The 23,969-nt window shown below is 70.3% G+C and carries 19 protein-coding genes, 3 tRNA genes and 1 pseudogene; 13 read left to right on the forward strand and 10 right to left on the reverse strand.

The window, feature by feature from the left end; translation table 11 throughout:
• Nucleotides 1-9 precede the first annotated feature (9 nt).
• The 6 genes from ACT4N7_RS12545 to ACT4N7_RS12570 all read left to right on the forward strand — a co-directional run bounded on the left by ACT4N7_RS12545 (nucleotide 10) and on the right by ACT4N7_RS12570 (nucleotide 6,081).
• Complete coding sequence (locus ACT4N7_RS12545) at nucleotides 10-1,056, forward strand: hypothetical protein (RefSeq protein WP_444828841.1); 1,047 nt, start codon at nucleotides 10-12, stop codon at nucleotides 1,054-1,056.
• Between the two features lie 3 nt (nucleotides 1,057-1,059).
• Nucleotides 1,060-2,391 (forward strand): O-antigen ligase family protein, encoded by a 1,332-nt coding sequence (locus ACT4N7_RS12550; RefSeq protein ID WP_444828842.1) that lies wholly within the window; start codon nucleotides 1,060-1,062, stop codon nucleotides 2,389-2,391.
• Nucleotides 2,388-3,827: a lipopolysaccharide biosynthesis protein gene (locus tag ACT4N7_RS12555; RefSeq protein WP_444828843.1), complete on the forward strand. Its 1,440-nt coding sequence runs from the start codon at nucleotides 2,388-2,390 to the stop codon at nucleotides 3,825-3,827. The genes ACT4N7_RS12550 and ACT4N7_RS12555 overlap by 4 nt, the downstream gene beginning before the upstream one ends.
• Entirely contained in the window at nucleotides 3,824-4,636 is an 813-nt protein-coding gene (locus ACT4N7_RS12560; protein WP_444828844.1) for a glycosyltransferase family 2 protein, read from the forward strand. The genes ACT4N7_RS12555 and ACT4N7_RS12560 overlap by 4 nt, the downstream gene beginning before the upstream one ends.
• Nucleotides 4,637-4,703: 67 nt before the next feature.
• A complete protein-coding gene (locus ACT4N7_RS12565) occupies nucleotides 4,704-5,201 on the forward strand; it encodes a SigE family RNA polymerase sigma factor (protein ID WP_444828845.1) in 498 nt (165 codons plus the stop codon).
• A 10-nt stretch (nucleotides 5,202-5,211) separates the two neighbouring features.
• A complete protein-coding gene (locus ACT4N7_RS12570) occupies nucleotides 5,212-6,081 on the forward strand; it encodes a hypothetical protein (RefSeq protein WP_444828846.1) in 870 nt (289 codons plus the stop codon).
• Between the two features lie 64 nt (nucleotides 6,082-6,145).
• Here the strand turns inward: ACT4N7_RS12570 and ACT4N7_RS12575 are convergent, their stop codons facing one another.
• The 5 genes from ACT4N7_RS12575 to ACT4N7_RS12595 form a co-directional block, all read right to left on the reverse strand.
• Complete coding sequence (locus ACT4N7_RS12575; protein ID WP_444828847.1) at nucleotides 6,146-7,189, reverse strand: glycosyltransferase family 2 protein; 1,044 nt, start codon at nucleotides 7,187-7,189, stop codon at nucleotides 6,146-6,148.
• Nucleotides 7,190-7,201: 12 nt separating this feature from the next.
• A complete protein-coding gene (locus ACT4N7_RS12580; protein ID WP_444828848.1) occupies nucleotides 7,202-11,209 on the reverse strand; it encodes a DUF4082 domain-containing protein in 4,008 nt (1,335 codons plus the stop codon).
• A 279-nt stretch (nucleotides 11,210-11,488) separates the two neighbouring features.
• The gene (gene asnB, locus ACT4N7_RS12585) at nucleotides 11,489-13,330 is read right to left on the reverse strand and encodes an asparagine synthase (glutamine-hydrolyzing) (RefSeq protein ID WP_444828849.1); all 1,842 of its coding nucleotides are present in this window, start codon (nucleotides 13,328-13,330) and stop codon (nucleotides 11,489-11,491) included.
• Complete coding sequence (locus ACT4N7_RS12590; protein ID WP_444828850.1) at nucleotides 13,330-15,459, reverse strand: glycosyltransferase; 2,130 nt, start codon at nucleotides 15,457-15,459, stop codon at nucleotides 13,330-13,332. Before ACT4N7_RS12590 ends, asnB begins: the two co-directional genes overlap by 1 nt.
• Before the next feature lie 260 nt (nucleotides 15,460-15,719).
• A complete protein-coding gene (locus tag ACT4N7_RS12595) occupies nucleotides 15,720-17,201 on the reverse strand; it encodes a sugar transferase (RefSeq protein WP_444828949.1) in 1,482 nt (493 codons plus the stop codon).
• A gap of 552 nt (nucleotides 17,202-17,753) precedes the next feature.
• Here ACT4N7_RS12595 and ACT4N7_RS12600 point away from each other — a divergent pair.
• The 3 genes and pseudogenes from ACT4N7_RS12600 to ACT4N7_RS12610 all read left to right on the forward strand — a co-directional run.
• The gene (locus ACT4N7_RS12600) at nucleotides 17,754-17,972 is read left to right on the forward strand and encodes a type II toxin-antitoxin system HicB family antitoxin (protein ID WP_444828851.1); all 219 of its coding nucleotides are present in this window, start codon (nucleotides 17,754-17,756) and stop codon (nucleotides 17,970-17,972) included.
• Nucleotides 17,969-18,193 (forward strand): type II toxin-antitoxin system HicA family toxin, encoded by a 225-nt coding sequence (locus ACT4N7_RS12605; protein ID WP_444828852.1) that lies wholly within the window; start codon nucleotides 17,969-17,971, stop codon nucleotides 18,191-18,193. The genes ACT4N7_RS12600 and ACT4N7_RS12605 overlap by 4 nt, the downstream gene beginning before the upstream one ends.
• A gap of 69 nt (nucleotides 18,194-18,262) precedes the next feature.
• Nucleotides 18,263-18,385, forward strand: a pseudogene (locus ACT4N7_RS12610) (site-specific integrase); the annotation flags it as partial.
• 174 nt (nucleotides 18,386-18,559) lie between these two features.
• On the opposite strand, the gene ACT4N7_RS12615 reads toward ACT4N7_RS12610, so the two are convergent.
• From ACT4N7_RS12615 to ACT4N7_RS12625, 3 genes are all read right to left on the reverse strand, one after another.
• Nucleotides 18,560-18,636, reverse strand: a tRNA-Phe gene (locus ACT4N7_RS12615).
• Nucleotides 18,637-18,805: 169 nt separating this feature from the next.
• Nucleotides 18,806-18,879: transfer RNA gene (locus ACT4N7_RS12620), tRNA-Asp, on the reverse strand.
• 49 nt (nucleotides 18,880-18,928) lie between these two features.
• Nucleotides 18,929-19,001, reverse strand: a tRNA-Glu gene (locus ACT4N7_RS12625).
• 187 nt (nucleotides 19,002-19,188) lie between these two features.
• On the opposite strand from ACT4N7_RS12625, the gene ACT4N7_RS12630 reads away from it, so the two are divergent.
• The gene (locus ACT4N7_RS12630) at nucleotides 19,189-19,986 is read left to right on the forward strand and encodes an SDR family oxidoreductase (protein ID WP_444828853.1); all 798 of its coding nucleotides are present in this window, start codon (nucleotides 19,189-19,191) and stop codon (nucleotides 19,984-19,986) included.
• 121 nt (nucleotides 19,987-20,107) lie between these two features.
• On the opposite strand, the gene ACT4N7_RS12635 is transcribed toward ACT4N7_RS12630, so the two are convergent.
• Nucleotides 20,108-20,275, reverse strand: coding sequence for a hypothetical protein (locus ACT4N7_RS12635; protein ID WP_444828854.1), 168 nt, complete (start codon nucleotides 20,273-20,275; stop codon nucleotides 20,108-20,110).
• A 571-nt stretch (nucleotides 20,276-20,846) separates the two neighbouring features.
• Here ACT4N7_RS12635 and ACT4N7_RS12640 point away from each other — a divergent pair.
• The gene (locus tag ACT4N7_RS12640; protein WP_444828855.1) at nucleotides 20,847-21,191 is read left to right on the forward strand and encodes a hypothetical protein; all 345 of its coding nucleotides are present in this window, start codon (nucleotides 20,847-20,849) and stop codon (nucleotides 21,189-21,191) included.
• Nucleotides 21,192-21,258: 67 nt separating this feature from the next.
• Here ACT4N7_RS12640 and ACT4N7_RS12645 read toward each other — a convergent pair whose 3' ends face one another.
• The gene (locus ACT4N7_RS12645; RefSeq protein WP_444828856.1) at nucleotides 21,259-21,462 is read right to left on the reverse strand and encodes a cold-shock protein; all 204 of its coding nucleotides are present in this window, start codon (nucleotides 21,460-21,462) and stop codon (nucleotides 21,259-21,261) included.
• Between the two features lie 376 nt (nucleotides 21,463-21,838).
• Here ACT4N7_RS12645 and ACT4N7_RS12650 point away from each other — a divergent pair, with 376 nt between their 5' ends.
• Both ACT4N7_RS12650 and ACT4N7_RS12655 read left to right on the forward strand, forming a co-directional pair.
• Nucleotides 21,839-23,026 (forward strand): L,D-transpeptidase, encoded by a 1,188-nt coding sequence (locus ACT4N7_RS12650; RefSeq protein WP_444828857.1) that lies wholly within the window; start codon nucleotides 21,839-21,841, stop codon nucleotides 23,024-23,026.
• Between the two features lie 70 nt (nucleotides 23,027-23,096).
• Complete coding sequence (locus ACT4N7_RS12655) at nucleotides 23,097-23,969, forward strand: helix-turn-helix transcriptional regulator (protein ID WP_444828858.1); 873 nt, start codon at nucleotides 23,097-23,099, stop codon at nucleotides 23,967-23,969.

Below are 23,969 nucleotides of genomic sequence, written 5' to 3' on the forward strand. Positions count from 1 at the left end.
GGGGCGCAGATGGACTTCTGGAAGACACTGCTGGTACTGCTCAAGCGGTGGTATGTGGCCCTACCGGTCTTCGCCGTCTCGCTCGGCGCGGCCGGAGCGGTCTATGCCGCGATGCCGATGCACTACGAGTCGACGGGCGTGCTCGTGCTGACCTCCCCGGCCAGCGGTCCGACCAGCGTCGCCGACAAGGTCAACGGCCAGACCAACCCGCTGCTGGCGTTCGAGAGCAGCCTCGCCATCTCGGCGTCGATCGTGATCCAGAGCATCAACACCCCCGAGGTCGTCAAGGCGCTCGGCGCGGACAAGCCGGACCACACCTTCGTGCTCAGCGGCGGCGCCGAGGGCGGCCCGTTCATCAGCGTCAAGACCGAGAGCGCCTCCGAGGAGGGCTCCCGCGAGCTGGTCGTGCAGGTCCTCGACCGGGTGAAGGCGGAGCTGACCAAGCGCCAGGAGGCGCTCAGGGCACCCGCCAGCACGTTCATCGGCGTCGACGACGTCGTGCCGCCGACCAAGCCCGAGCCGCTGCGCGGCGGCAAGCTGCGCGCGGCGGGAGTGGCCCTCGTGCTCGGCCTCGCCGCCAGCCTGGCCGCGGTGTTCGGCGTGGAGAGCTACCAGAGCCGGCGCCGCAAGCGCGACGCCGACGAGCCGGACGACGACGAGCCGCGGCCGACGAAGGACACAGGCGAGAAGCGGCCCGACCCGGAACCCGAGACCCGCGTGCCCACGAGCAGTCCGCTGCCCGTGCGCGGCGCACAGCGCGCCCCGGTCGCCGAACGCGCCCACCGGGTACGCCAGGTCGAACCGCAGACCAACGGCCAGCCCGTCAAGGCGACCAACGGACAGCCCCAGGCCGCCGCCAACGGCACCCCCGTGAACGGGACAGCCAAGACCGGGACCCCCAAGACCGGGACGCTGCCGACCACCCCGAACGGAACGACACCGAACGGGAAGGCACCGGCAGGCGGGCGACCCGCGAACTGGCCCGCCGACGAGTGGCGCGAGCCGCCGACGCTGCGGATCAAACCCGCGCAGACTCCGCCCGACCAGCGCGGCTGAGGCGTGACCAGCCCCCAGGCCGAAGGCAAGCAGCGAGCCGACGGCGCCACCCTCGCCTGTGTCTACGCCCTGGCGATGACCTGTATCCCGGCGATGTTGGTGGTCAAGGGCCTGCCGATGGCGCTGACCCCGGGCATGGCGATCGGGCTGTTCATGGGCCTGGTGTGGTTCTGCGCGCAGCTCGTCACCACGCTCGGTGTGGCCAAGGGCCGCAACGCCGCCCGCACGGCGCTGTACCTCTTCGCCTGCTCCCAGCTCGCCACCTACGGTTACGCCACTTATGGCTACCTGCCCGCCGATGAGCTGGCCGCCGCGGACCGCACGCTGATCACGCTCATGGCGGTGTTCGCGGTGGGCATCGCGGTGTGCGACGGCGTGCGTGGCCTGGCCCGGCTCGACCGGCTGCTCAAGGCCATGGTGATCGGCGCGACCTTCATGGCCGGGGTGGGCATCCTGCAGTTCACCCTCGCCGTCGACCTCACCCAGTTCCTGGTGCTACCCGGTCTGCGGCCGGTGGGCGAGATGTCCTATGTGCTGGAGCGGTCGAACTTCCGCAGGCCGGCGGGCACGGCAGGGCACCCCATCGAGTTCGGCGTGGTGTGCGCGATGACCGTGCCCATCGCCCTGCACTACGCGCTGCGCGCCAAGGACTTCGGCGGGCCCGACAAGCGCTGGTGGTTCTGCCTCGGCGTGCTCGCGGTCGCGTCGATGCAGTCGCTGTCGCGCTCGGCGGTGCTCGGCCTGGCCATCGCGGCGATCTTCATCATCCCGGCCATGGCGCCCAAACGGCGGGTGCGCGCACTGTTCGGCATCGTGCTGTTCGTCGGCGCGATGCGGGTGCTGGTACCGGGCCTGGTCGGCACCCTCTACAGCCTGTTCACCAGCATCGGGGTCGACCCGAGCGCGGAGAGCAGGCGTCGGGCCATCGACCGGGCGGGGGCCGAGATCACCGAACACCTGCTGCTGGGTCGCGGGATGGGCACGTACCTGCCGGAGAAGTACGGGTGGCTGGACAACCAGTACCTCGGCACGCTCGTGCAGAACGGCGTGGTCGGCATGGTGCTGCTGATCTTCCTCTACCTGGCCGGGTGGTACTGCGCGTTCCGCGCCCGGATGGCCACCAAGGACCCGCGCATCCGTGACCTCGGCGTGACCCTCGCAGCCTGCATCGCGGTGCCCGGCATCTCGTCGGCGACCTTCGACCTGCTCGGCTTCGCCGTGGCGACCGGGTTCACCTTCCTGCTGGTCGGCGCGGCCGGGTCACTGTGGCGAACAGTGCAAGAGGAGGTCGCCGCCAGACCGACGGTCGAGACGAGAGCCGAGGTCGCGGCGTGACCGCCGAGACCACGACGATCGGCGGCAAGGTCGGCCGCGGCGCGATGTGGAGCCTGCTCAACACCGTCGTGCTGCGGCTGGGCACCCTGGTCGCGGGCATCGTGCTGGCCCGGCTGCTCACCCCGGCCGACTACGGCGTGTTCGCGGTGGCCCTGGTCGCGATGACGCTGTTGCAGGCGTTCAACGAACTCGGCGTGAGCCTGGCGCTGGTGCGCTGGGAGCGCGATGTGCGCGAGTTCGCGCCGACGGCCATGACCATCGCGGTCGGCACGAGCGTCGCGCTGTACGGGCTGGTGTGGTTCGGCGCGCCCGCGTTCTGCGAGCTGATGGGCAGCCCGAACGCGGTCGGCGTGCTGCGCGTGCTGTGCCTGGCGGTGGTGTTCGACGGGATCGCCGTGGTGCCCGCGACAATCCTCAACCGCGAGTTCCTGCAGCGCACCCGGTTCCTGTGCGACGCGGCGTCGTTCGTGGTGGTCACCAGCCTGACGATCACCCTCGCGTCGAACGGCGCCGGACCGATGAGCTTCGCGATCGGCCAGATCGCGGGCAACCTTGTCTCGGTCACCCTGTATCTGTTGCTCTGTCCGGTGCGCGTGCGGCCGGGGTGGGACCCGGAGACCGCGCGGGCGCTGGTCCGGTTCGGTCTGCCGCTGGCCGCGGCGAGCCTGCTCGTGCTGTCGGTGACCAATGTGGACAAGATCGTGGTCGGCTCGCTCACCGACGAGGTCGCGCTCGGGCTCTACCTGATGGCGTTCAACCAGTCGAGCCTGCCGCTGCAGGTGTTCTCCGAGGCCGCGCGGCGCGTGTCGCTGGCCGGGTTCTCCCGGCTGGTGCACGACAAACCGCAGCTCGAACGGGCCCTCGCGCGCGGCACCGGGCTGCTGGTGGCGGCGTCGATACCGGTGTGCACGATGCTCGCCTGCTACGCCGCGCCGATGCTGCACGTGGTCTACGGCGGCCAGTGGACGCCTGCCGCGGTGGCGCTGCAGGTGCTCGCCGGGCTCGGCCTGCTGCGTATCCTGCTGTTCATCGGCTACGACCTGCTCGTCGCCCTGGACGGCAACCGGATGCTGGTCGCGCTGCAGGCGCTGTGGCTCGCCGCGATGCTGCCCGCGCTGCTGGTCGGCACCCGGGTCGACGGCATCCGCGGCGCGGCGGTGGCGCAGGTGGCGGTGGCGCTGCTGGTGGTCGTGCCCGCGTTCGCGTGGGCGATCCATCGGCGCGGCATCCGGCTGCGGCTGTCGATGCTGGCCTGTCGGCGGCCTCTCGTGGGTGGCCTGCTGATCGTGGCGACCGCGCTCGTGGTGCGCCATTACATCGAGAACTCGTTGGCCCAGTTGCTCATCGGCGGCCTGGTGGCCGTCGCCGTCTACCTCCCGGTGGTGTACCCGATGCGTGCTCTGCTGCCCGGCCGCGCTCAGGCGGTGGCCTCGTGACCGCGCCGACGAAGGACCGCAACGGCGTCTCGGCCGCCGCCCGCCGCGCCCTGCGCGACGCGTTCGGCCTGTGGCCCATGCACGAGGCGAAGACCCGGCTGCGACTCGGCCACCGGGTGCCGGAGCTGCGCCGGTTCGAGGACGCCGAGGTCGCGCGGCTGCGCGCGGCGGTCGGCGAGCGTCCGGAAACCCTGGTGACCACGGTGATGCCGACCTACCAGCGGCCCGAGCTCCTGCCGCCCGCGGTGGAGTCGGCCCTGGCGCAAACGGTCACCGACCAGCTCGTGATCGTCGTGGACGACGGCGGCGGCCTGCCCGCGCTGCCGTCCGACCCGCGGCTCGTGGCGGTCAGCCTGTCCCGCAACTCCGCGGTGCTCGGCCTGGTGCGCAACGTCGGCATCCGGCTCACCCGGTCCCGCTTCATCGCCTTCCTCGACGACGACAACACCTGGCGGCCCGACCACCTGGCGCACACCCTCGCCGCACTGGGCCGCGGCGCCGACGTCGTCTACGCCGCGGTGGAGCGCCGCCGCGCGGACGGCACGGTGCTCGACGTGCTGTCGGAACCGTTCGACCGCAAGACTTTCGTCGACGACTCGCCCTATGTGGACGCCAATTCGATCGTGCTCCGGCGCGGCCCGGACGTGCTGTTCAGCCGCATTCCCCGGGTGAAGGCGACCCTGCCCAAGGAGGACTGGGAATTCGTCCACCGAATGGCGAAACGGCGGGTGGTGGCGCACGTGCCCGAGCCGACGGTGCGCTACCTGGTCAACGAGGCCAGCTACTACACCGAGTGGCAGTCCGACTGAGTCCGCGTGCAACCTGGCGAGGGTGTGCGAGCGTGATTACCGCGTAGCTACGCACCCAGGGGGTTCGATGGATGACCGCGACCAAGGTTTCGCCGACTATTTCGCGACGCGGGCCAACGTCATGCGCGGCACGGCATACCTGCTGTGCGGCGACTGGCACCGCGCCGAGGACTTGGTGCAGACGGCGTTCGTCAAGCTCTATCGCGTCTGGAACCGGATCGCCGAGCACGGCAGGCTCGACGCCTACACCCGGCAGATCCTCGTCCGCACCTTCCTCGACGAGACCCGCCGCGGGTTCTTCCGCCGGGAACAGGTGACCGACGAGCCCGCCGACCGCGCCGCTCCCGGTCAGGGCAGCCCGGAGGATCGGCTGGTTCTGCTGCAGGCACTGGCCAGAGTGCCCGCACGCCAACGCACCGCACTGGTCCTGCGGTACTGGGAAGACCTCTCCCTGGAGGAGACCGCGCAGGCGATGAAGTGCTCGACGGGCACCGTGAAGAGTCAGTCCTCCCGTGGCCTGCAACACCTGCGCGACCTGCTCCCCACCCCCACCGTCACGTTCTGAGAGGGACACCATGAACGAGCAGGACCTCCGCCACGCCCTGCGCGGCGCGATGAGCACGGCCGAACCGCCGCCGTCGATGAACGGCTCCGAGATGCTCGACACCGCGCAGCGGGCCCTGCGGCGCAGGCGGGCCGCCTGGGCTGGTGCGGGCACCGCGGCGGCGGTCGCGGTGATCACGGCTGGCGCCGTCGTGCTGCCCGGACTCACCGGCGGCTCCCCTCAGGTCGGCGTGGCCGCCGGGGGCATCACCACGACCCGGCCCGTGCAGACGACTCCCCCTCCGCCGAGCACTGATCCGTCGAGTACGAAGACGTCGTGGCCGGACGGGCAGACCGACCGCACCGCCAGCCAGGGCCCCAGGCACGCCAAGGGTCTGGAGCTGCTCGACCTGCTCACCGCGTCGGCGCCCGAGGGGTTCGAGACGCCGACGGACCTGAAGCCCGCGAACCCGGAGTTCGCAGGCGAGCTGCGCGGCCACCAGGCCCAGTTCGCCGACGAGGTCGGTGGCAAGCAGATCTGGGAGTACCAGGCCGCGATGCCCCTGGGTTTCGCCGACAAGTGGGGCAAGCTCATGGTCGAGGTGCACATCGCGGGCAACAAGGACGAAGGCGAGAGCTGCGCTCTCATCAAGAGCTTCTGGGGCGTCGGCGGCGAGTGTCAACTCTTCGACGTCGACGGCAAGCAGGTCGGCGTGATCACCAAGCCCGATGACGACCGCTTCGACCAGTGGGCCGCCTATCGCCACCCCGACGGCACAACCGTCGCCGTCGCGCAGTCGAAGGCGTACTGGATGACCGACCTGCCAGGATTGGCGGAGCAGCCGTTGACGGTGGCGCAATTGGCGAGGCTGGCGGCCGAATCGAAGTTCGCGCTCTCCTGATCCCCACGCGGACAGCCGCCTCCAGGACCGTGGTCCCGGAGGCGGCTTCTTTTCCATTCGGAAGTCAGATACCGCTGCGCTGCCAGCGCAGTTCCCGCACATGGCGCCGAATCCGGCGCGCGGGAGCGGTCAACACCAGCGGCGCCAACGCTTTCGCGCGGCGCGCTCCGAGCCGCTGCCGCAACCGCAGCGTGTGCCACTCCGGCAGGTCGTCTACGGCGCCCGCGGCCTCTCGGGCGAAGTCGACCAGTTCGGCGACCGGTTCGATCTCCGCGCGGCCCTTGTCGAACGCTCGACCCGCGCGGCGCAGCGCGTCGCGGGCCAGGACGCGGCGGACTTGGCGGTCGAGGGAGTCCTTGTCCGGCAACTGGCCGTTGGCGCGGTCGATCACCGCGCTGTACGCCGCGAGCCGTTGGCGCAGGTCGGCGACGACGGAGGCGTAGTACGCGGCCGACATGTTCTCGCCGTGTACCCGGTAGTACGCCTGGTCGACGCCGCGCAGGTAGCCGACGTCGGCGTGCAGGGCGAAGCGCATCCACATCTCGATGTCGCCGGTGTGCCGCAGTTCCGGGTCGTAGCCGCCGAGTTCGCGTTGCAGTGCCGTCCGCACGACCACCTCCGGCGACGTGATGCAGCCATCACCCAGGGCGAAGCGGCGGCGGAGCCAGGACAGTCCGTTGTAGACAGTCCAGCCCCGGTCGGCCGTGCGGGCGGGCGGCAGCGGCGCGCTGCCGTCCCAGTGGACGGGCCTGCCGTAGACGAATCCGACCTCCGGGTGCGCGTCGAGCAGGCGGGTCGCCCGCCGCAGGGCGCCGGGGGTCAGCGCGTCGTCGGCGGACAGGAGTGCGCAGTAGTCCGCGCTGGCCCACTCCAGCAGACCCTCGTTGTAGGTGGCGATGTGCCCCTTGTTCCGCTCGTGCTCCACCACCGTCACCCGACTGTCCACATCGGACAGGGCGCGGGCGACCTCGGCGCTGCCGTCGCCGGACGCGTCGTCGATTACCAGCACCCGGACGTCGACGTCCGGCTGGTCGAGCACGCTGCGCACGGCGGTCGGCAGCACCGACCCGTACTTGTAGCACGGAATGACCACATCGACGCTGGCCACAGACAGGGCTCCCTACGGAAGAGTCGTTGCGAACACTGCGTCGACCCAGTAGTTCGATCCGTTACCGGACCCGCTCGGGAACGCGCCGCCGCCGCCGTACTGATAGACGCCGTTGGGTGCGGCGCCCGTGGTCGCGGGACCGGTCAGCGGGCCGTTGACCTGATCGCCGGTGAAGTACTGCGTGGTGTAGCCGTAGCGACCCGCGGAGCCCCAGAAGGACACCACATAGGTCGTTGCGGCCGTCACCGCGACGGGCGCGGCGAAGGTGAGCGTCTGCCAACCGCTGCTCGTCTCGCCGCTGAACGTGCCGGTGGCGAGGAGGCCGCCCGCGTTGGTCCACAGCGATCCGGTGTGCGTGCCGGGGTCGGCCGGGGGCTTGTAGAACCGGACGCCGGTGATCCAGCCGTTCTGCGCGGGCCTGATCCGCATGCCGAGTTCGACGGTCGAGTCGACGGCGAAGTTGGCGGGCGTGTCCGTCGCCCGGAACAATGTGCACGGGCAGGTGCCCGCGGCACCGGTGGTGAACGTCCAGGTGAACGGCGTCGCCATCTGGTTGCCGAGCGGGTCGGTCGCCCGCACGCTCACGCTGAACTGGGCGTTGCCCGCCAAGGCCGACGTGGACGCGAAGGTGACGCTGCGCCCGTCCGGCGCGACCTGGGCGGTGCCGCTGACCACGCCGTTGCCGACCTGCGTCACCGTCATCTGCAGCGAGGCCGGGTTGATCGCCTCGGAGAAGTTGGCGGTGATGCCGGTGCCGGTGGACACGCCGGTCGCGCCCGCGGTCGGACTGGTGGAGGTCACCGTCGGCGACGTGGTGTCCGCGCCCTGGGTGTCGACGGTGACGTCGACCCAGTAGTTGTTGGCGTTGAAGGAACTCGACGGGAATCCGCCGCCGTAGACGTAGACGCCCTGGCCGCCCGACGCGGGCGAGGTGGGCGCGGTGAGCACGCCCCGACCGGCGCCCTGGGTGGCGAAGTAGGCGCTGTCGACGGAGTAGTGCCCGGTCGGCGTGCGGTAGGAGGCGACGTAGGTCTGGCCAGCCTGGATCTGCACTGGGGCAGCGAAAGTCAAGGTCTGCCAACCGGAGGCGGTCTCCCCGGTGAACGTGCCGGTGGCGAGCCTGGTCCCGCTGGTGGTCCACACCGAACCGGTGTGCGTGCCGGTGTTGGCGAACGACTTGTAGAACCGCACGCCGGTCACCGTCGCGTTGGCGGCCACGGAGAACTTGACGCCGAGTTCGACATCACTGGCGTCGCCCGCGTCGACCACGGCCGGGGTGCGCGTCTTGAACAGGTTGCACGGGCACGGTCCGAGGTTCGTGCCGGTGGTGAAGCTCCACGTGCGGGGCGCGGCGAGCGGGTTGCCGAAGCCGTCGGTGGCGTTGAGCGACACCGAGTGCAGTGTGCTCGCGGGCAGCAGGTCGGTCGGGCTGAAGGTGACCGTCTTGTCGTCCACGCTCACGGTGCCCGCGACCGGGTTTCCGCCCGCCTGCACGGTGAACTGCACGCTGTTCGGGTCGACGGCCTCGTTGAAGACGGCCGAGACACTGGCGTCGAGGAACACGTTGGTGGCGTTGCTCGGCGGCGAGGTCGAGTTGACGACCGGCGGGATGTTGTCCGCGGTGTCGGTCGTGACGACGACGTCGACCCAGTAGTTGCCACCGTTGAAGGAGCTGTCCGGGAAGCCCGCGCCGTAGCGGAACACGCCGTTGCCACCCGGCACCGCGCCGGTGGCGGGTGCGGTCAGCGGAACGATGCCCGCACCCTTGCCGTTGAAGAACCCTGGGTCGACCGAGTAGCGGCCGTTGGGCGCGGTGTAGGAGGCGATGTACGCCTGGCCGGAGCGGATCTGCACCGGGGTGGCGAAGTTCAGCGTCTGCCAGCCGGACGCGCTCTCCCCGGAGAAGGTTCCGGTGGCCAGCCGCTGACCGGCCGAGGACCACAGCGAACCGGTGTGGGAGCCGGTGTTGGTGGTCGCCTTGTAGAAGCGCACGCCGGTCACGGTGGCGTTCACCGAGGTGGTGAACTTGGTGCCGACCTCGATCGCCGCGGTGTCCCCGCCGTCCACAATGGACGGTGCCTGGTTGCCGAAGACGGTGCACGGGCACTGCTGGGCGCCGACGGTGACGTTGATCGTCACCGTGTTGCCGATCGACGCGCCGTCGTCCGAGGCGCGGACCTTGATCGTCACCGGGCCGAGCACGCTCGGCGTCCAGTTGTAGGTCCAGGTGTCCAGGCCGGTGGCACGGTGGTAGGTGGCGCCGCCGTCGACGGACACCTCGACCGAGCCGACCTTGCCGCCGCCCACGTCGACCGCGGTGCCGCTGATCACGCGCGGGGTGCCCGCAGGCACCGTCGAGCCGTTGGCCGGCGCGTTCACCGTGACTGTCGGGCCGGTCACGTCGGTGCCCTTGACCGCGGGGGTGATGCCCGCCATCAGCGTGCGCGGCTGGGCGCCCATGTCCGCCAACAGGTTGACGGTGGCCTGCTGCATCGCCGGGCTGGTCGGCGCGGTCGGCGGCGAACCGGACGGGAAGGTGTGGTCGGCGTCGAGGCCCCAGGACCACTGCACGGTGGCCGCGCTGAACACCAGCGCCTTGCTCACCTGGTCGCGGTACAGCGTCAGCTTGTGGTTCGCCGGGCCGCCGCCGTAGAGGTGGCCGTGGTCCAGCAGCAACTGTCCATCATCGACGGTCACGGTGGTGTCCGACATCGGCACCGAGCCGGCGGGCCGGAACCCGTTGTCCGGGTCGCTGTCCCACTCGTAGCCCAGCGTGCCTGCGGGCAGGGTGGTGGTGCCGGTCGCGGTGGCGATGGCAGTGTTGCGCCAGAAGCGGTTGCGGCCGTAGGACGCCGGGACCTGGATGGAGTCGGCGCGGTAGCCGTTGACGTAGAACAGGGTGCCGGTCAGCGCGTTCTCCGGGCGTCCGCCGTCCGATGGCGGGGACTGCCGCGGGTCGCGCCAGGTTCCGGTCCACGCCGGATTCGGGTCGATCTTCGCGCCGCCGGGCGCCTTGGTCTCCTTGTAGCAGACCATGGTGCGCAGCGCGGTGTTCGAGCCGTCGATCGAGTTCTCGAACCGGGTCTTCCAGAACATGGTGTTGCCGGTGAGGAACATCAGGTGCACACCCGCGGCCCTGGCGGCCTCGATGCCCGCGCGCTGGGTGGCGTTGACGTACTCGTCGTGGCCGGAGGAGATGTAGACCTTGTGGTTCTTCAACAGGTTCGGGTTGCGCGTGACGTCCACACCGGACAGGTAGCTCACGTCGTAGCCGTTGCGCTCCATGAAGCGGATCAGCGGGTACTCGGCGTTGAGGAAGTTCCCGGTGCCCGCGTTGCGGTAGGGCCGGTTGTAGCTGACCTTGAACGCGCGCCCGTCCGGTGAACCGCTGAAGCCGCCCTCGTATGTGTTGTACTCGTTGATGCCGTCGCGGTCGCCGTACTTGTTGTACGCCTGCCAGGTCTGGTCGGAGGTCTGGATCACGATGTCCGAGGTGGACGAGTCGTTGCGCACCACGAACGGATACTGGCTGGCGCCCGCGCCGTCGTTGCGGACGAAGTTCGCGACGTAGAAACCCGGCACGACGGTGCTCGGGACGAACCAGCTCGCCGACACCGTCCAGTTGCCACAGTCGACCATGCCGCTGCTGGACTGGTACGCGCACAGCGGCTGGTTCTGCGGCAGCGGCACCGACGGGCTCAGCGTGGCCTGCCGCCTGCCGCCGGTGCCCTGGTAGTAGCCGAGTCGGACGATGTCGATGAAGTAGCTGTTGCTCGGCGTCTTGATCTTGAAGTCGAGCCGCTCACCGGGCTGCACGCTCGTCTGCGTGGCGAAGCCCTCGATGCTGCCGTATTGGCTCTCGATGAACCAGTCGTCCCGCGGGGTGCCCGGCTTGGAGTTCTCACACACCACCGGGTTGGTCGGCGCGTCGCACGGCCCGGCCGATGCCGGTGGCGCCAACAGGACCGGTAGTCCTATCGCGACCAGTACTCCCGCCAGTCCGGCGCGCAGTCCACGCACCGTCCGCCCCCGACCGCGTGCGTCGTGTATCGCACGGTCCATTTCGAGCCTCCACGGTCAGTAACCGTATGTAGTGAACAGGTAGCAGGAGCGGCACCGATAGGCGAACGTAAGACAGTGCGATACGGCCGATTCATCTACTAATCGCCACTACAACCCGGCTCGTTACCCCTATTGGGGGAAGGGGATTTGGTCCCGGACCGGGCATCAGCCGGTGATTCGGCACCAGGTGGCCCAGTCCGACTGAACCGGCCCGGTCGGTGACCGTGGGTAGTCGAGCTACGCACTGCGGAGCAGTTCGCGGTGCCAGACCTCCAGCGACAGCAGCGTCCACAGCCGGGGCTGCTCGTTGCGGGTGCCCGCCTCGTGCTCGGCCAGCAACTTGCGGACGGCAACGGGTTCGAGCACCCCCGCCACGAACGACGCCGGACCCGTGAGCAGGTCGTTTGCCATGTCGCGCAACCCATCCCGGAACCACGCGTCGAGCGGAACCTTGAAGCCGGACTTGGCCCGGTCGACCACGTCGTCGGGCAGGTGCCGCCGGGCGACCTCCTTGACCACCCACTTGGTGACGCCCTTGCGGACCTTCACCGAGCTGGGCAGGGAGAACGCCAGCTCGACCAGCCGGTGGTCGAGGAACGGCGGGCGCAGCTCCAGCGAGGCTGCCATCGACATCCGATCACCGCGTTCGAGCAGGTTGTCGGCGAGCCAGGCGTGCGAGTCGGCGTAGAGCATGCGGCGCAACGCATCCCCGCGGCCGCGCTGGTACGGGCCCAGCGCGGTGCGCACGGCCGGGCCGCCGAGCAGCGCCGCCCGCTCGCGCTCGGTGAACGGCGCGAACCAGCCGCGCATCCGTTCCCCCGCACTGGGTTCGGCCAGCGCCCGGACCGCGACGCCGAGCCGGGCGCGGGACGCGGGCAGCGCCCGGTCGAGGCGGGGCAGCACGGCACCGCGCACCGCGGCGGGCACGAGCCCGGCCCAGCGGGTGGCCGCGGCGTAGCGGTATTTCGGGTAGCCGCCGAACAGCTCGTCGCTGCCCTCGCCGGACAGCACGACCTTGACCTCGCGCCGGGCCAGTTCGGCGAGCCGGAACACGGCGACGTCCGCGGGTTCGGACAGCGGCGCGTCGCGGTGCCAGCTCAGCTTGGCCCACGAGTCCTTGAAATCCCCGGCGGTGACGATCACCTCGTGGTGCTCGCTGCCGACGATGCCCGCGACCTTGCGCGCCCAGTCCAGCTCGTCGACCCGCGGATCGCCGAAGCCCGCCGCGAACGTGTGCAGCCCCTCGCCGCCGCGGACTTTCGCGGTCAGCGCGGAGATCAGGCTGGAGTCGATGCCGCCGGAGAGGTACGCGCCGACCGGCACGTCCGCGACCAGAGCGTCCTGAATGGACGCGTCGAGGGCGTCGCCGACCAGCCGGACCGCCTCGTCGGGGGTGCACTCGCGAGGCCGCGTGCGCTCAGGGAGCTGCCAGTACGCGCGCAGCCGGACCTGGCCGTCGCGGCCGAGGGTGAGCCGGTGGCCCTGCGGCACTTTGCGCACGCCCTGGACCAGCGTGTACGGCGCGGGGACCGAGCGGTGCGCGAGGTAGTCGTGCAGGCTCGCCCGGTCGACCTCGCGGGCGCCGATGGCCGGGAACAGCGCCTTGATCTCCGAGGCGAACGCGAAGACCTCGGCGTCGAGGTAGTAGTACAGCGGCAGGATGCCGAGCCGGTCGCGCACCAGGTGCAGCTCGCCGCGGTCGGCGTCGTGCAGGGCGTAGGCGAACTGGCCGCGCAGCTTGTCCACGCCGTCGACGCCGTGCTTCTCGTACAGCGCCAGCAGCGTCTCGGTGTCCCCGCCGGTCCGATAGGGATAGTCCAATTCGGACCGGAGCTGCCGGTAGTTGAGGATTTCGCCGTTGAACGCGACGTGCTTGCGCCCGTCGTGGCTCGCCATCGGCTGCACCGACGAGCCGAGGTCGATGATCGACAGCCGGGTGTGCGCGAAGCCGACGGCGCCGTCGAGCCACGTGCCTGCGTCGTCCGGGCCGCGGTGGTGCAGCCGCTTGGCCATCTCGGCGAGCAGGCCCGGGTCGACCGGGGCACCGTCCAGGCGTCGCACGCCCGCGATTCCGCACATTACCGGCGCTGCCTCTCGGCCAGGTCCATCAGTTGCCGCGCCCGGGAGTCCCAGGACGCAGGCAGCACCGACTCGCGCCGGGCGTCCGAAGTGGACAGTCCGCCGTCCGCGAGGGTGGCCCGGACGGCCGCGACGAACCCGTCGTGTCCGCGCTCGGCGATTCTGATCCGGTCGGCGTAGTGGCGCACCTCGGGGAAGTCGGTGCTGACCACGGCCAGCCCCAACGCGAGGTACTCCTTGAGCTTGATCGGGTTGGCGTGCTTGATCCAGTCGTTGTCCAGCCACGGCATGATCGCCACGTCGAAGCCCGACCCGTAGCCCGGGATCTCGGCGTAGGGCTTGAAGTCGAGCCAGTGCACGTTGGGGTACTTGGCGAAGCGGTCCATGTCGATCGTGGCGTCGCCGACGAGCACCAGCGACGCGTCCGGGAACTCGGCCGCGATCCGCTCCAGCAGGTCGAAGTCGACCAGGTAGTCGTCGAGGCTGCCGAAGAAGCCGATCCGCGGGCCGGGCAGGCGCGCGAGGTCGGCGGGCAGTTCGGTCCGGCGGCGGAAGTGCTGCAGGTCCACGCCGTGGTCGAGGAAGTGCGCCCGCTCGCCGGTGGCGTGCGCGTCCTCGGACTGGAGCTCGCGGCTGACGTAGAGCACGTGGTCGGCGCCCGCGAGGAGCTTGTTCTCCAGGCCCAGGATGGTCGCCTGGTCGGCCTCCGGGAACGCGGAGTGCCGGTCGGACCGGTTGTAGAGCAGACCCCGGCGCGCCATCGGCTCCACCACGTCCCATGCGGTGGGGATCGTGGCGACCACGACCGGCGCGCGCATCCGCAGCACCGCGCACACCGCGCGGACCTGGGCACGCACCAGCACCGCGTTGAGCCTGCGCACGGCCGGGCTGCCGTAGAACGGGATCGGCAGCGGGGTCATCACGTGGTAGCCGGGCACGTCCGGCAGCGGGCGGCGGACCAGCTTGGCCACGCTGCCCGCCTTGCGCAGGATGCGGCGCAGGAACTGGGTGCTCTTGCCCGGGGTCGGCATCCGCAGGCCGATGCTGTTGACCAGCAGCACCTTGCGGTGCTCGGCGACCCGGCGCATGAGCTGGAAGTCGGAGTGCGCCTGGTTGTGGTACCACCAGTCCTGCGCGGAGAAGCACACGTACGGGGGCGCCTCGCCCGAGGCAGACCAGTCCGGTGTGGACAGTGGCTCGGGCCACTCGCGCAGCCGCACCAGGCCGCGCAGCGCCGCCCGGTGCGTCGGCGATCCGCGCAGCGCGCGCAGCAGGTTGTCGATCAGCAGGGCCAGCCGCATGCGCGCGGCCGCGGCCCGGCCGTACCGCTCGCGGTGCAGCCGGACCTTGTTGGCCACCAGCAGCGACCACAGCTTCGGCGAGGTCACCGACTCGCCGCCCAGGTGCACGGCGTGCGCGGCGGGCTCGTAGTACACGGCGAACCCGGCGGCGCCCGCGCGGAGCATGATGTCGGTTTCCTCGGAGTAGAGCAGGAAGCGGTTCTCCAGGACACCGATCACGTCGAGGCAGTCGCGGGTGATCAGCCAGGCCGCCCCGGTGGCCCAGTCGGCGGTGCCCGCCCGCTCGTAGGCGCGCGGGTGGGTCACGGTCTCGCCGAGCGGGCCATAGCGCCCGGCCCGGGCGCCGCCGAGCACGGCCTCGCCGAGGCTGCGCAGCGCGGTCGGCGTCCGGCGCAGCGAGTGCTGCACCCGACCGTCCACATCGGTCAGTTTCGGCGCGACGACGCCCACCCCGGGGCGCACGGCGGCCCGCAGCGCGGCCACCGAGCCGGGGGAGAGCCGGATGTCGGCGTTGAGCACCAGCACGTCGCAGCCCGCGGCGTGCGCGATGCCGTCGTTGACGCCCGCGCCGAAGCCGTCGTTGTCGGTGCGGTGCACGATCTTGACGTCGCCGTCGGTCGCGGAGACCACCTCGGGGGTGCCGTCGGTGGAGGCGTTGTCGACCACGATCACCCGCGTCTCGCCCGCGCCTGCCAGCGCGGCGGGCAGCGCGCGCAGGCAGTCGGCGATGACGGCGGCGCTGTTGTAGGTCACGATCACCACCGCGACCGGCCGGGCGGGCCCGCTGGTGCGGTGGCCACGAGCGTTTGCCGTGGTCGGCTGGTTCACGGCGGGGCTGGCGGTGTCGCGGGAAAGATGCTCGTACTGGACGTACTTGGTCTTTTCTGCGGTGCCGTCAGGCGCGTCGTGGGCCTGTCGAACGCGGTGAACGTTCGTGGTCGCCGCACTAGTGTCCGCGCCTCGACGAGCGCCCCCGCTACCCGGCGCCGAAAACCGCCAGCCCATCGGTCCCACGCTGAGCGTCCCTTCGTCGTGCGTCACGCCGCCGCGCCGATCGGCCCCTGCGCCGGTCGTGCCGCGGGGGTGGATCAGTAGGCGCCCTGGCCGCTGAACACGGCCCGGAAGGTCTTCCAGAGGATCACCGCGTCGAGGGCTAGCGACCAGTCCTCGACGTAGCGCAGGTCGAGCCGGACCGCTTCCTCCCACGGCAGGTCGCTGCGCCCGCTGACCTGCCAGAGCCCGGTGAGGCCCGGCTTCACCAGCAGCCTGCGGCGCACGTCGGGCGCGTAGCGGGCGCTTTCCTCCGGCAGCGGCGGCCGGGGGCCCACGAGCGACATGGGGCCGGCGAGCACGTTGAGGAGCTGGGGCAGTTCGTCGATGGAGTACCGGCGCAGGATCGACCCGACCCGGGTGATCCGCGGGTCGCTGCGCATCTTGAACAGCACGCCGGCGCCCTCGTTGCGGTCGACCAGGTCGGTGAGCAGCTTGTCCGCGTTGGTCACCATCGTGCGGAACTTGATGATGGTGAACTCGCGCCCGTCCTTGCCGACGCGACGCTGGCGGTAGAACACCGGGCCGCGGGTGTCGACCTTGATCGCCAGCGCGACCGCCAGCATCAGCGGCGAGACCAGGGCGATCAGCAGGCCGGAGCCGACCTTGTCGACCACGTCCTTGATCATCCGCCGGACGCCGGTGAACGAGGGCGAGGTGACCCGCAGCAGCGGCATGCCGAGCACGGCGTCCACGTGCAGCCGGGGACCGGCGACCTCCATCAACACGGGCGCGACGACCATCTCCGCGCCGCTGCCCTCCAGGTTCCAGGCGAGCTGCTGGAGCCGCTTGGGCGTCCAGTACGGGTCGGGGGTGACCGCGACGATGCGGTAGCCGCCACGGCGGGCCTGGGTGGCCAGGTCGCCGAGTTCGCCGACCACGGACACGCCCGCGAGTTCGCGCGCGCCGTCACCGAGGCCGTCGGCGGTGCAGACCGCGTCGACCCGCCAGCCGAGGTGGGAGGCGGCCCGGGTGCGGGTGATCAGGTCGCCGACGGTGTCGAGGCTGCCAGCGGCCATGACCGGCAGCAGGCAGCCGCCCTCGCGGCGGGCCCGGTGCAGGAGCTGGCGCAGCGCGTAGCGCAGCGGGAAGGCGATCAGCGCGGTCGCGGGGACCACGAGGAACACCCACGGCCGGATCTGGGTGATGTCGAAGAGCAGGCCGCCCAGCGCCAGCACGACGGCCGCGGCGACGAACCCGCGGCCGAGCCTGCGGAACTCCTCCGCGCCCTGGCCGAGGACCGCCAGGTGCCACACCCGGTTGACCATCAGGGAGCCGACCAGCACCGCGAAGGTGGCCAGTCCGACGAGGCCGACGACCGGGCCGCCGGGGTCGGCGTAGTTGGCGACGATCCCGCCCACGACCACGACGCCGATCAGCGCGGCGAGCAGGTCGCCGAGGATGACGCCGCTGCGATACCGCGGTTCCCAGCCCGCCACCGGCGGGAAGGACGGTTCACCTATGGGCAGGTCGCGGCGGACCCCTCGGGCTCGCCGCACGCCTGTTGGCGCGGGCCACATCGTTGATCTTCGGCGCGGGAACCCAACTAGGTGACGCATCGTGTATCCCCTGGTTCGGCCGGATCGGGCATGCGCGGGCGCGGGGGCGTCCCCGGGAGCCCCTTGCCTTGGTCGAATGTCTAGGTGAGCCAACTGTCCGAGCTGCTGCGATCGAACCCTGGCTGCGATACCTGATTCGTTTGCTTCCCCGGCACCGTTACACAGAGGGTTAGATTGTTGATAACCCGTCCCCCTCCCCGCCCCGTCGGAGATCACCCACGTCCACTGTCCGTAGCCCCCCAACCACCCCCACACACACGAAAAAGCGGCCCTCCCACCAGGGAGAGCCGCTACCACGACACATGTCACACTCGGTGGCCAGGGGCGGGGTCGAACCGCCGACCTACCGCTTTCACGTCTACTCTCGTCCGTTCGGGCACGTTCCACGCGACGTTCGCCCTGGTGGGACGCAACTGTGCGTCACCTGCAACTGCCTGGACGGACCAGGACTGAGACGGAGCGCGAAGCCCCGTGAGGTAGCCTGCTCCCGCTGCGACGCCGTACGCTGGGCGTATGTCGACCCCGGTCACCTTCACCGCCACCGTCACCCGAGATGGCGAGTGGTACGTCTCCCGTTGCCTTGAGGTCGAGGTAGCCAGCCAGGGCGAGACGGTAGAGGAAGCCCTTGCCAACCTCCGTGAAGCCCTAGAACTCTACTTCGAGGACGAGCCAGCGCCCCCAGCCATGGTGCACCCGCTGGTGACGTCGGTCGACGTGCGCATTCCCGCGTGAGCCCCGCACTCTCGCATCTGTCCGGCAAGCAAGTCGTGGCCGCACTGGAACGGGCCGGGTTCGAGCACGTGTCCACCAAGGGCAGCCACGCCAAGCTGCGCCATCCCGACGGCCAACGAACCATCGTGCCGCTTCACCGCACCGTTGCTCGCGGAACGCTCGCATCAATCCTGCTACAGGCGGGATTGACCACACAGGAGTTCCAGAAGCTCGTTCGCTGATCCACTGGTCTAGGACGGCTGGAACATTGGGGCGGGTGAGGTGGGGCGCGTGCCTTCATCGACCCGACCATGGACCGGAACGAGTGGCTGTCACTGCTCACCGAGGCGGGCGCGCGAGAGCCAGGCTCCACGACGCGCCACACGGCCGCGACCGTCCTACTTCTGCTCGGGGTACCCGAGCGCGTCGTCATGGAGCTGATGGGGTGGTCGAACAGCAGCATGACGAAGCGCTACCAGCACGTCACCGCGTCGATTCGGGACAGCGTGGCGCTCCAACTCGCGGGTCCCTCTGGGGCACCTGAGACGAGAACCGAGACGAAAAACGCCCCTCCCGATCATGGGAGGGGCGTTTTCCCTGCTCAACTGTGGTGGCCAGGGGCGGGGTCGAACCGCCGACCTACCGCTTTTCAGGCGGTCGCTCATACCAACTGAGCTACCTGGCCAAACAACAAACCCCCACCACAGCAAACCACCTACCATCTGGTCCGCAACAGAAACCACGCTGATTCAGCGACCCGCCGCACCGTGGGGGGTTTGGGGGGGTCGCCCCCCCAATGCTTCGGCGAGCGCCCATGTCCACGCTTTCCGTGGACATGGGTCCGCCAAAGCAAGCGACCCTGACGGGACTCGAACCCGCGACCTTCGCCGTGACAGGGCGACGCGCTAACCAACTGCGCCACAGGGCCTTGAGGTACTGCTCCTTGAGATACTACTTCCCAAGGTACCGCTCTTCCGTGCTCCCAACGGGATTCGAACCCGCGCTGCCGCCTTGAAAGGGCGGAGTCCTAGGCCGCTAGACGATGGGAGCCCGACCAATCTCGGGCGGACCGATCGACTGCGCTTCCAGAGGCACCGGGCTTGCTGGTTCGGTGTTCGCTGGGAGCAAGGCATAGCTTAGGGCACGGCGGCGGAAGGTCCAAAACGGGTATCCCCAACGGCCTCCCAACTGGGAAAACAGGTTGCGGTCCGCGGCTGTGGGCCGCAGGGTCGCCGGTATGGCGGGAACTTTGCGGGGACGGGTCGCGGTGGTGACGGGGGTGAGCAGGCGGGTCGGGATCGGCTACGCGGTGGCGGCCCGGCTGGCGGCGGCGGGCGCGGGGGTGCTGGTCCAGTCGTGGGAGACGCATGACGCGGCGCAGCCGTGGGGTGCGGATCCGCTGGGGGCGGCGGGCGTGGTCGAGCGGTTGCGGGCGGAGCTGCCCGCGGGGTCGGGCGAGGTCGAGCACCTGTCCGCCGACCTGGCGGACCCGGCGGCGCCCGCCGCGGTGGTGGACGCGGCGGTGGCGCGGTTCGGCGGGGTCGACATCGTGGTGGCGGTGCACGCGCGCAGCAGCATGCAGGACTTGTTCGCGGTGACGGCGGCCGAGTTGGACGCGTCGTTCGCGGTGAACGTGCGGGGGTCGGTGCTGCTGGCGCGGCGGCTGGCGGAGGTGCGCGAGCGGGGGCGGCCGGGCGGGCGGGTCGTGCTGTTCACCTCAGGTCAGCACCTGGGGCCGATGCCGAGTGAGATTCCTTACATCGTGAGCAAGGGGGCGTTGCAGCAGGTGACCGCGAGCCTCGCGGCCGGGTTGGCGCCGCACGGGATCACGGTCAACTGCGTCAACCCGGGCCCGGTCGACACCGGGTACGCGGACGACGAGGCTCGCGCGCGGGTGGCCGCGGCGGCGCCGTTCGGCCGGTGGGGTACGCCCGCCGACACCGCCGACCTGGTCGAGTGGCTGGTGTCGGACGCGGGCCAGTGGGTCACCGGGCAGACCTTGGTGTCCGACGGCGGGTTTTCGCTGCGCGGCTAGGGGAGAAATGGGGGTGACCCCCGCACGGGATGCGAGGGTCACGTTCCGTGACGAACGGGCGAGGGTGCCGGAACGGCCCCGGAATCGCCTGGCCGGGGTCCGTTCGGGCGCGTCGCGGAAGTCAGCGGCGGACTGGCGGGAGGCCGTCCTCTCCCTCGACCAGGCCGAGCATTTCGAGCAGTTCGCGACAGTCGGCCGCGTCGGTGGCGCCGTTCGCGACGGCCAGCCGAGCTCGGTGGACCTGCTCGTGGGAGACCCGGGACGAGTCGCCCGACCGGGGTGCGGGCACTCCGGTCGTGAATTGGCTTGAGGCCCCCAGGCTGTCCTGTTGCAAGAGAAAGGTTCGCACTTCGAGTGCACCGTTCATAACGCCTCCCCGACTCTTGTTTGGCGTGAGGCTATGAGAGAACGCCCGGCGCCCACAGCCCCCCGGAGAGTGAACCGTGCTGCACGGTCGGTAGCGGTCTGTGACGAGTTCCCCAACCAGGGCCGTGAGTCGACCAGAGTTCACCCAAGGTCCACTCACTCGAATGGACGCGGTTGATTGCGCCGTCTCCCTGCCGGACCCAACGGTGCGCGCCTGCGCGTGAAATGGCACTACACAAGGGGAACTTCAGGTGAACATTTCTCTCGATTTTTCCCACTTCTGCCCCTCCCGCGCGGCGGATGCGCGTGCAACAATCGTGGTGCTGACACACCCCCGGTCAGCGCCTGTGGAGATCCCCTCCGGCCCCCGCGTTCCTCCCCCTGGCGCGGGGGCCTCTCCATGTCCGCAGGTCAGCGGTGGTCCCACTCGATCGTGCAGTGTGTCGCCGGTCACAGTGGCGGCGGCCATGCAACCGATTCGTTACCCTGTTCCGGTGCCTTTTCCCTCTTTCGGACGCAGCCGTACCGACGACGTCAAGGCGGTCGGCACCTCTACCGGGCGTCACCGCACCGCACAGCGCGAGCAGAGCGAGGAACTGCTGCCCGACGACGAGCTGGAGTCCTACCTTGCCGCGCTCTCGCCGGATGGCGACCCGGAGACCACCGGCTCCGGCAGGCGGTTCGGCGGCGCGCAGGTCTACCAGCTCCGGCTGTCGCTGATGGCCAACGAGCAGTTGCGCGAACTGGCCGCCTACCGGCAGACCTCCCCGATGGCGCTCGCCCAGGAATGGGTCATGCAGCGGCTCGACTGGGAGTCCCAGCAGCTCCAGCGCTCCTGACCGCCCCACCACACCCCGAGACGACGAGAGCCCCGGCCGCCCGGCCGGGGCTCTCGCGCGGGTACGGCTACAGCGGGACGACGTTCTGGGCCTGCGGCCCCTTGGTGCCCTGGCCGACCTCGAACTCGACTCGCTGGTTTTCCTCAAGGCTGCGGAAACCCTTGGCCTGAATCTCCGAGTAGTGCACGAAGACATCGGCACCGCCGTTGTCCTGCGCGATGAATCCGAAGCCCTTCTCGGAGTTGAACCACTTGACAGTGCCCTGTGCCATATACCTGCCTCCATCGCAGGAGCATGAGGCTGCGCCGTGCAGCCCCGGGCCGCCCTCGGACGGTGCCTGCCGCCTATTGCGACGACAAAAGCAGCGCGCCCGCGTTTTCGTTCCGCGAGCGTGGAAGCACGAACACAGAAGCTACGGCCTGCAGGGCAAAGAGTATCGGCTCGCCGCAGGCCGCACTACTGCCTGACGGGCGCTCGACTAGTCCAAGCGGGTGATCTGGATCAATACGCTCCGAATTGATCGAGTCGCTCTCCGAGATCCGCCCGTGTCCATTGAAAGTGACGTGGATCACACACGCTGCGAGCCAACGCGGGGTCCCTCCCTGGCGTCGTTATTGGTGTCACAAGCGGTGGGGAAGGGAGCGGACATGGACAAGCGCAAGCACTCGCAACGACGGTGGTTCTCCGTCGCACTGCTCGGTGCCGGGCTGGTGGCGACGCTCGCGCTGAGCGGCTGCACCAGCGGCAACGCGAACGCGGTGCCGGGCCGGGCCGACAGCGCCCAGCTTCCCGCCGAGATCACCGCCTCCCCCGCCGCCGACGCCAAGGATGTCGGCCCGGCCGGGCCGATCACCATGGCCGTCGCCAACGGCACGCTCCAGCAGGTCACGCTGACCAACGCCGATGGCAGGCAGGTCAAGGGGGAACTCGCCGCGGACAAGAGGTCCTGGGCTGTCACGGAGCAGTTGGGCTACGGCAAGACCTACACCTGGTCCGGCACCGCGGTCGGCACCGACGGCAAGACCGTGTCGCTCACCGGCGCGTTCGCCACCGCCAAGCCCAAGCGCCAGGTCAAGGCCACCCTCAACACCGGCGACGACCAGACCTACGGCATCGCGATGCCGATCGCGCTCACCTTCGACGCGCCGGTCAAGGACCGCGTCACCGCGCAGGCGGCACTCAAGGTCGAGACCTCGGTCGACACCGAGGGCGCGTGGGCCTGGCTGGACGACCAGCGCGTGCACTGGCGGCCGAAGGAGTACTGGAAGCCGGGCACCAAGGTCACCGTCACCGCCAAGGTCTACGGCGTCGCGCTCGGCGGCGGCTCCTACGGCAAGAACGACGTGTCGTCGTCGTTCACCATCGGCAGGCACCAGGTGGTGAAGGGCGACACGCAGACCCACCGGCTGGTGGTGATCACCGATGGTGTGCAGACGCAGGACTTCCCGGCCAGCTACGGCCTGGAGTCCGACCCGGGCCGAGTCACCAAGAGCGGTATCCACGTGGTGATGTCCAAGCACGCCAGCTATGGGATGACCAATCCGAAGTACGGCTACTCGAACGTCGTCGTGCCGTGGGCGATCCGAATCTCCAACAACGGCGAGTTCGTGCACGGTTATGCCGGGTCCATCTACGCGCAGGGCAAGCAGAACGTCTCGCACGGCTGTATCAACCTCGCCCCCGCGAACGCCAAGATCTATTTCGACACGGTATTGCCGGGCGATCCCGTGGAGATCACCGGCAGCACCCAGCAACTCGGCGCCGAAGACGGCGACTACTACGACTGGGCCGTGTCCTGGGAGAAGTGGCAGACCATGTCGGCCGAGAACGACTAGTCGTTTCCCGCGATACCCGAGGGTGGCTTTCCGCAGCGGAAAGCCACCCTCGGTCGTTACTGTGGGGGCGGTGACAGCCCGCCGCGTACCGACCGCGTTCGCCGCGCTGTCCCAGGTGCTGGGCCAGCAGGCGACGCCCGACCCCGCCGACGCCGAAGAGGTGGCCGCGGGGTATCTCGTGGTGCGGGCCTCGGGTGCCAGCGCCGCCCGCCAGGCGATGGACGTCGCCGCGCGGGGCGCGCGCGCCAAGGCCGACCCGGAGCAGGTGCAGGTGCTGATGCGGGCGAACCTGCCGAGATTCCTGCCGCCGCAGGGTGTCAGCCTGACCTTCCCCGAGTGCGCGCTGCGGGCCCACCCCGGCGAGCGGCAGGGGGTGGTGCTGCTGACGGTGGCCACGCACAAGCTGTCGATCAGCTTCGGCGAGCTGCGGCCGCTGCTGTTCCAGCCGGTGCCGATCGGGCGGGCGCTGCAGGCGCTGTTCACCGCGTCGGTCGCGCACCTGGTCACCGCGGGCGACGCGCTCGACCCGCACGGGGTGAAGGCGTACCTGACCGGCCTCGCCGAGCTGGTTCTGCGCAGCGCCCTGCGCACCGAACTCGACCGGGCCGACGCCCTGGCAACCCGCCGCCGGGCCGCCGTCGAGTACATCCGGGAGCACCTCGCGGACCCGGGGCTCACCGCCGAACGCATCGCCGACGCGCTGTTCATCTCCCGGCGCAGGCTCTACCAGCTCTTCGACGACGGCGACGGCGTGTCCGGCCGCATCCGCGCGCTGCGGATCGATCAGGCCAAGGAACTGCTGGCCGACCCGGCGCACGCCGTGCGCGGCATCGGGGAGATCGCCAAGCGGTGCGGTTTCGCCAACGCCGCCCACTTCTCCCGCACGTTCCGCAAGGTGGTCGGCGAGACCCCGCGCGACTACCGGGAGAAGCTCCTAGCGTGA

Source organism: Actinokineospora sp., assembly GCF_052390155.1.
Lineage (GTDB): Bacteria > Actinomycetota > Actinomycetes > Mycobacteriales > Pseudonocardiaceae > Actinokineospora.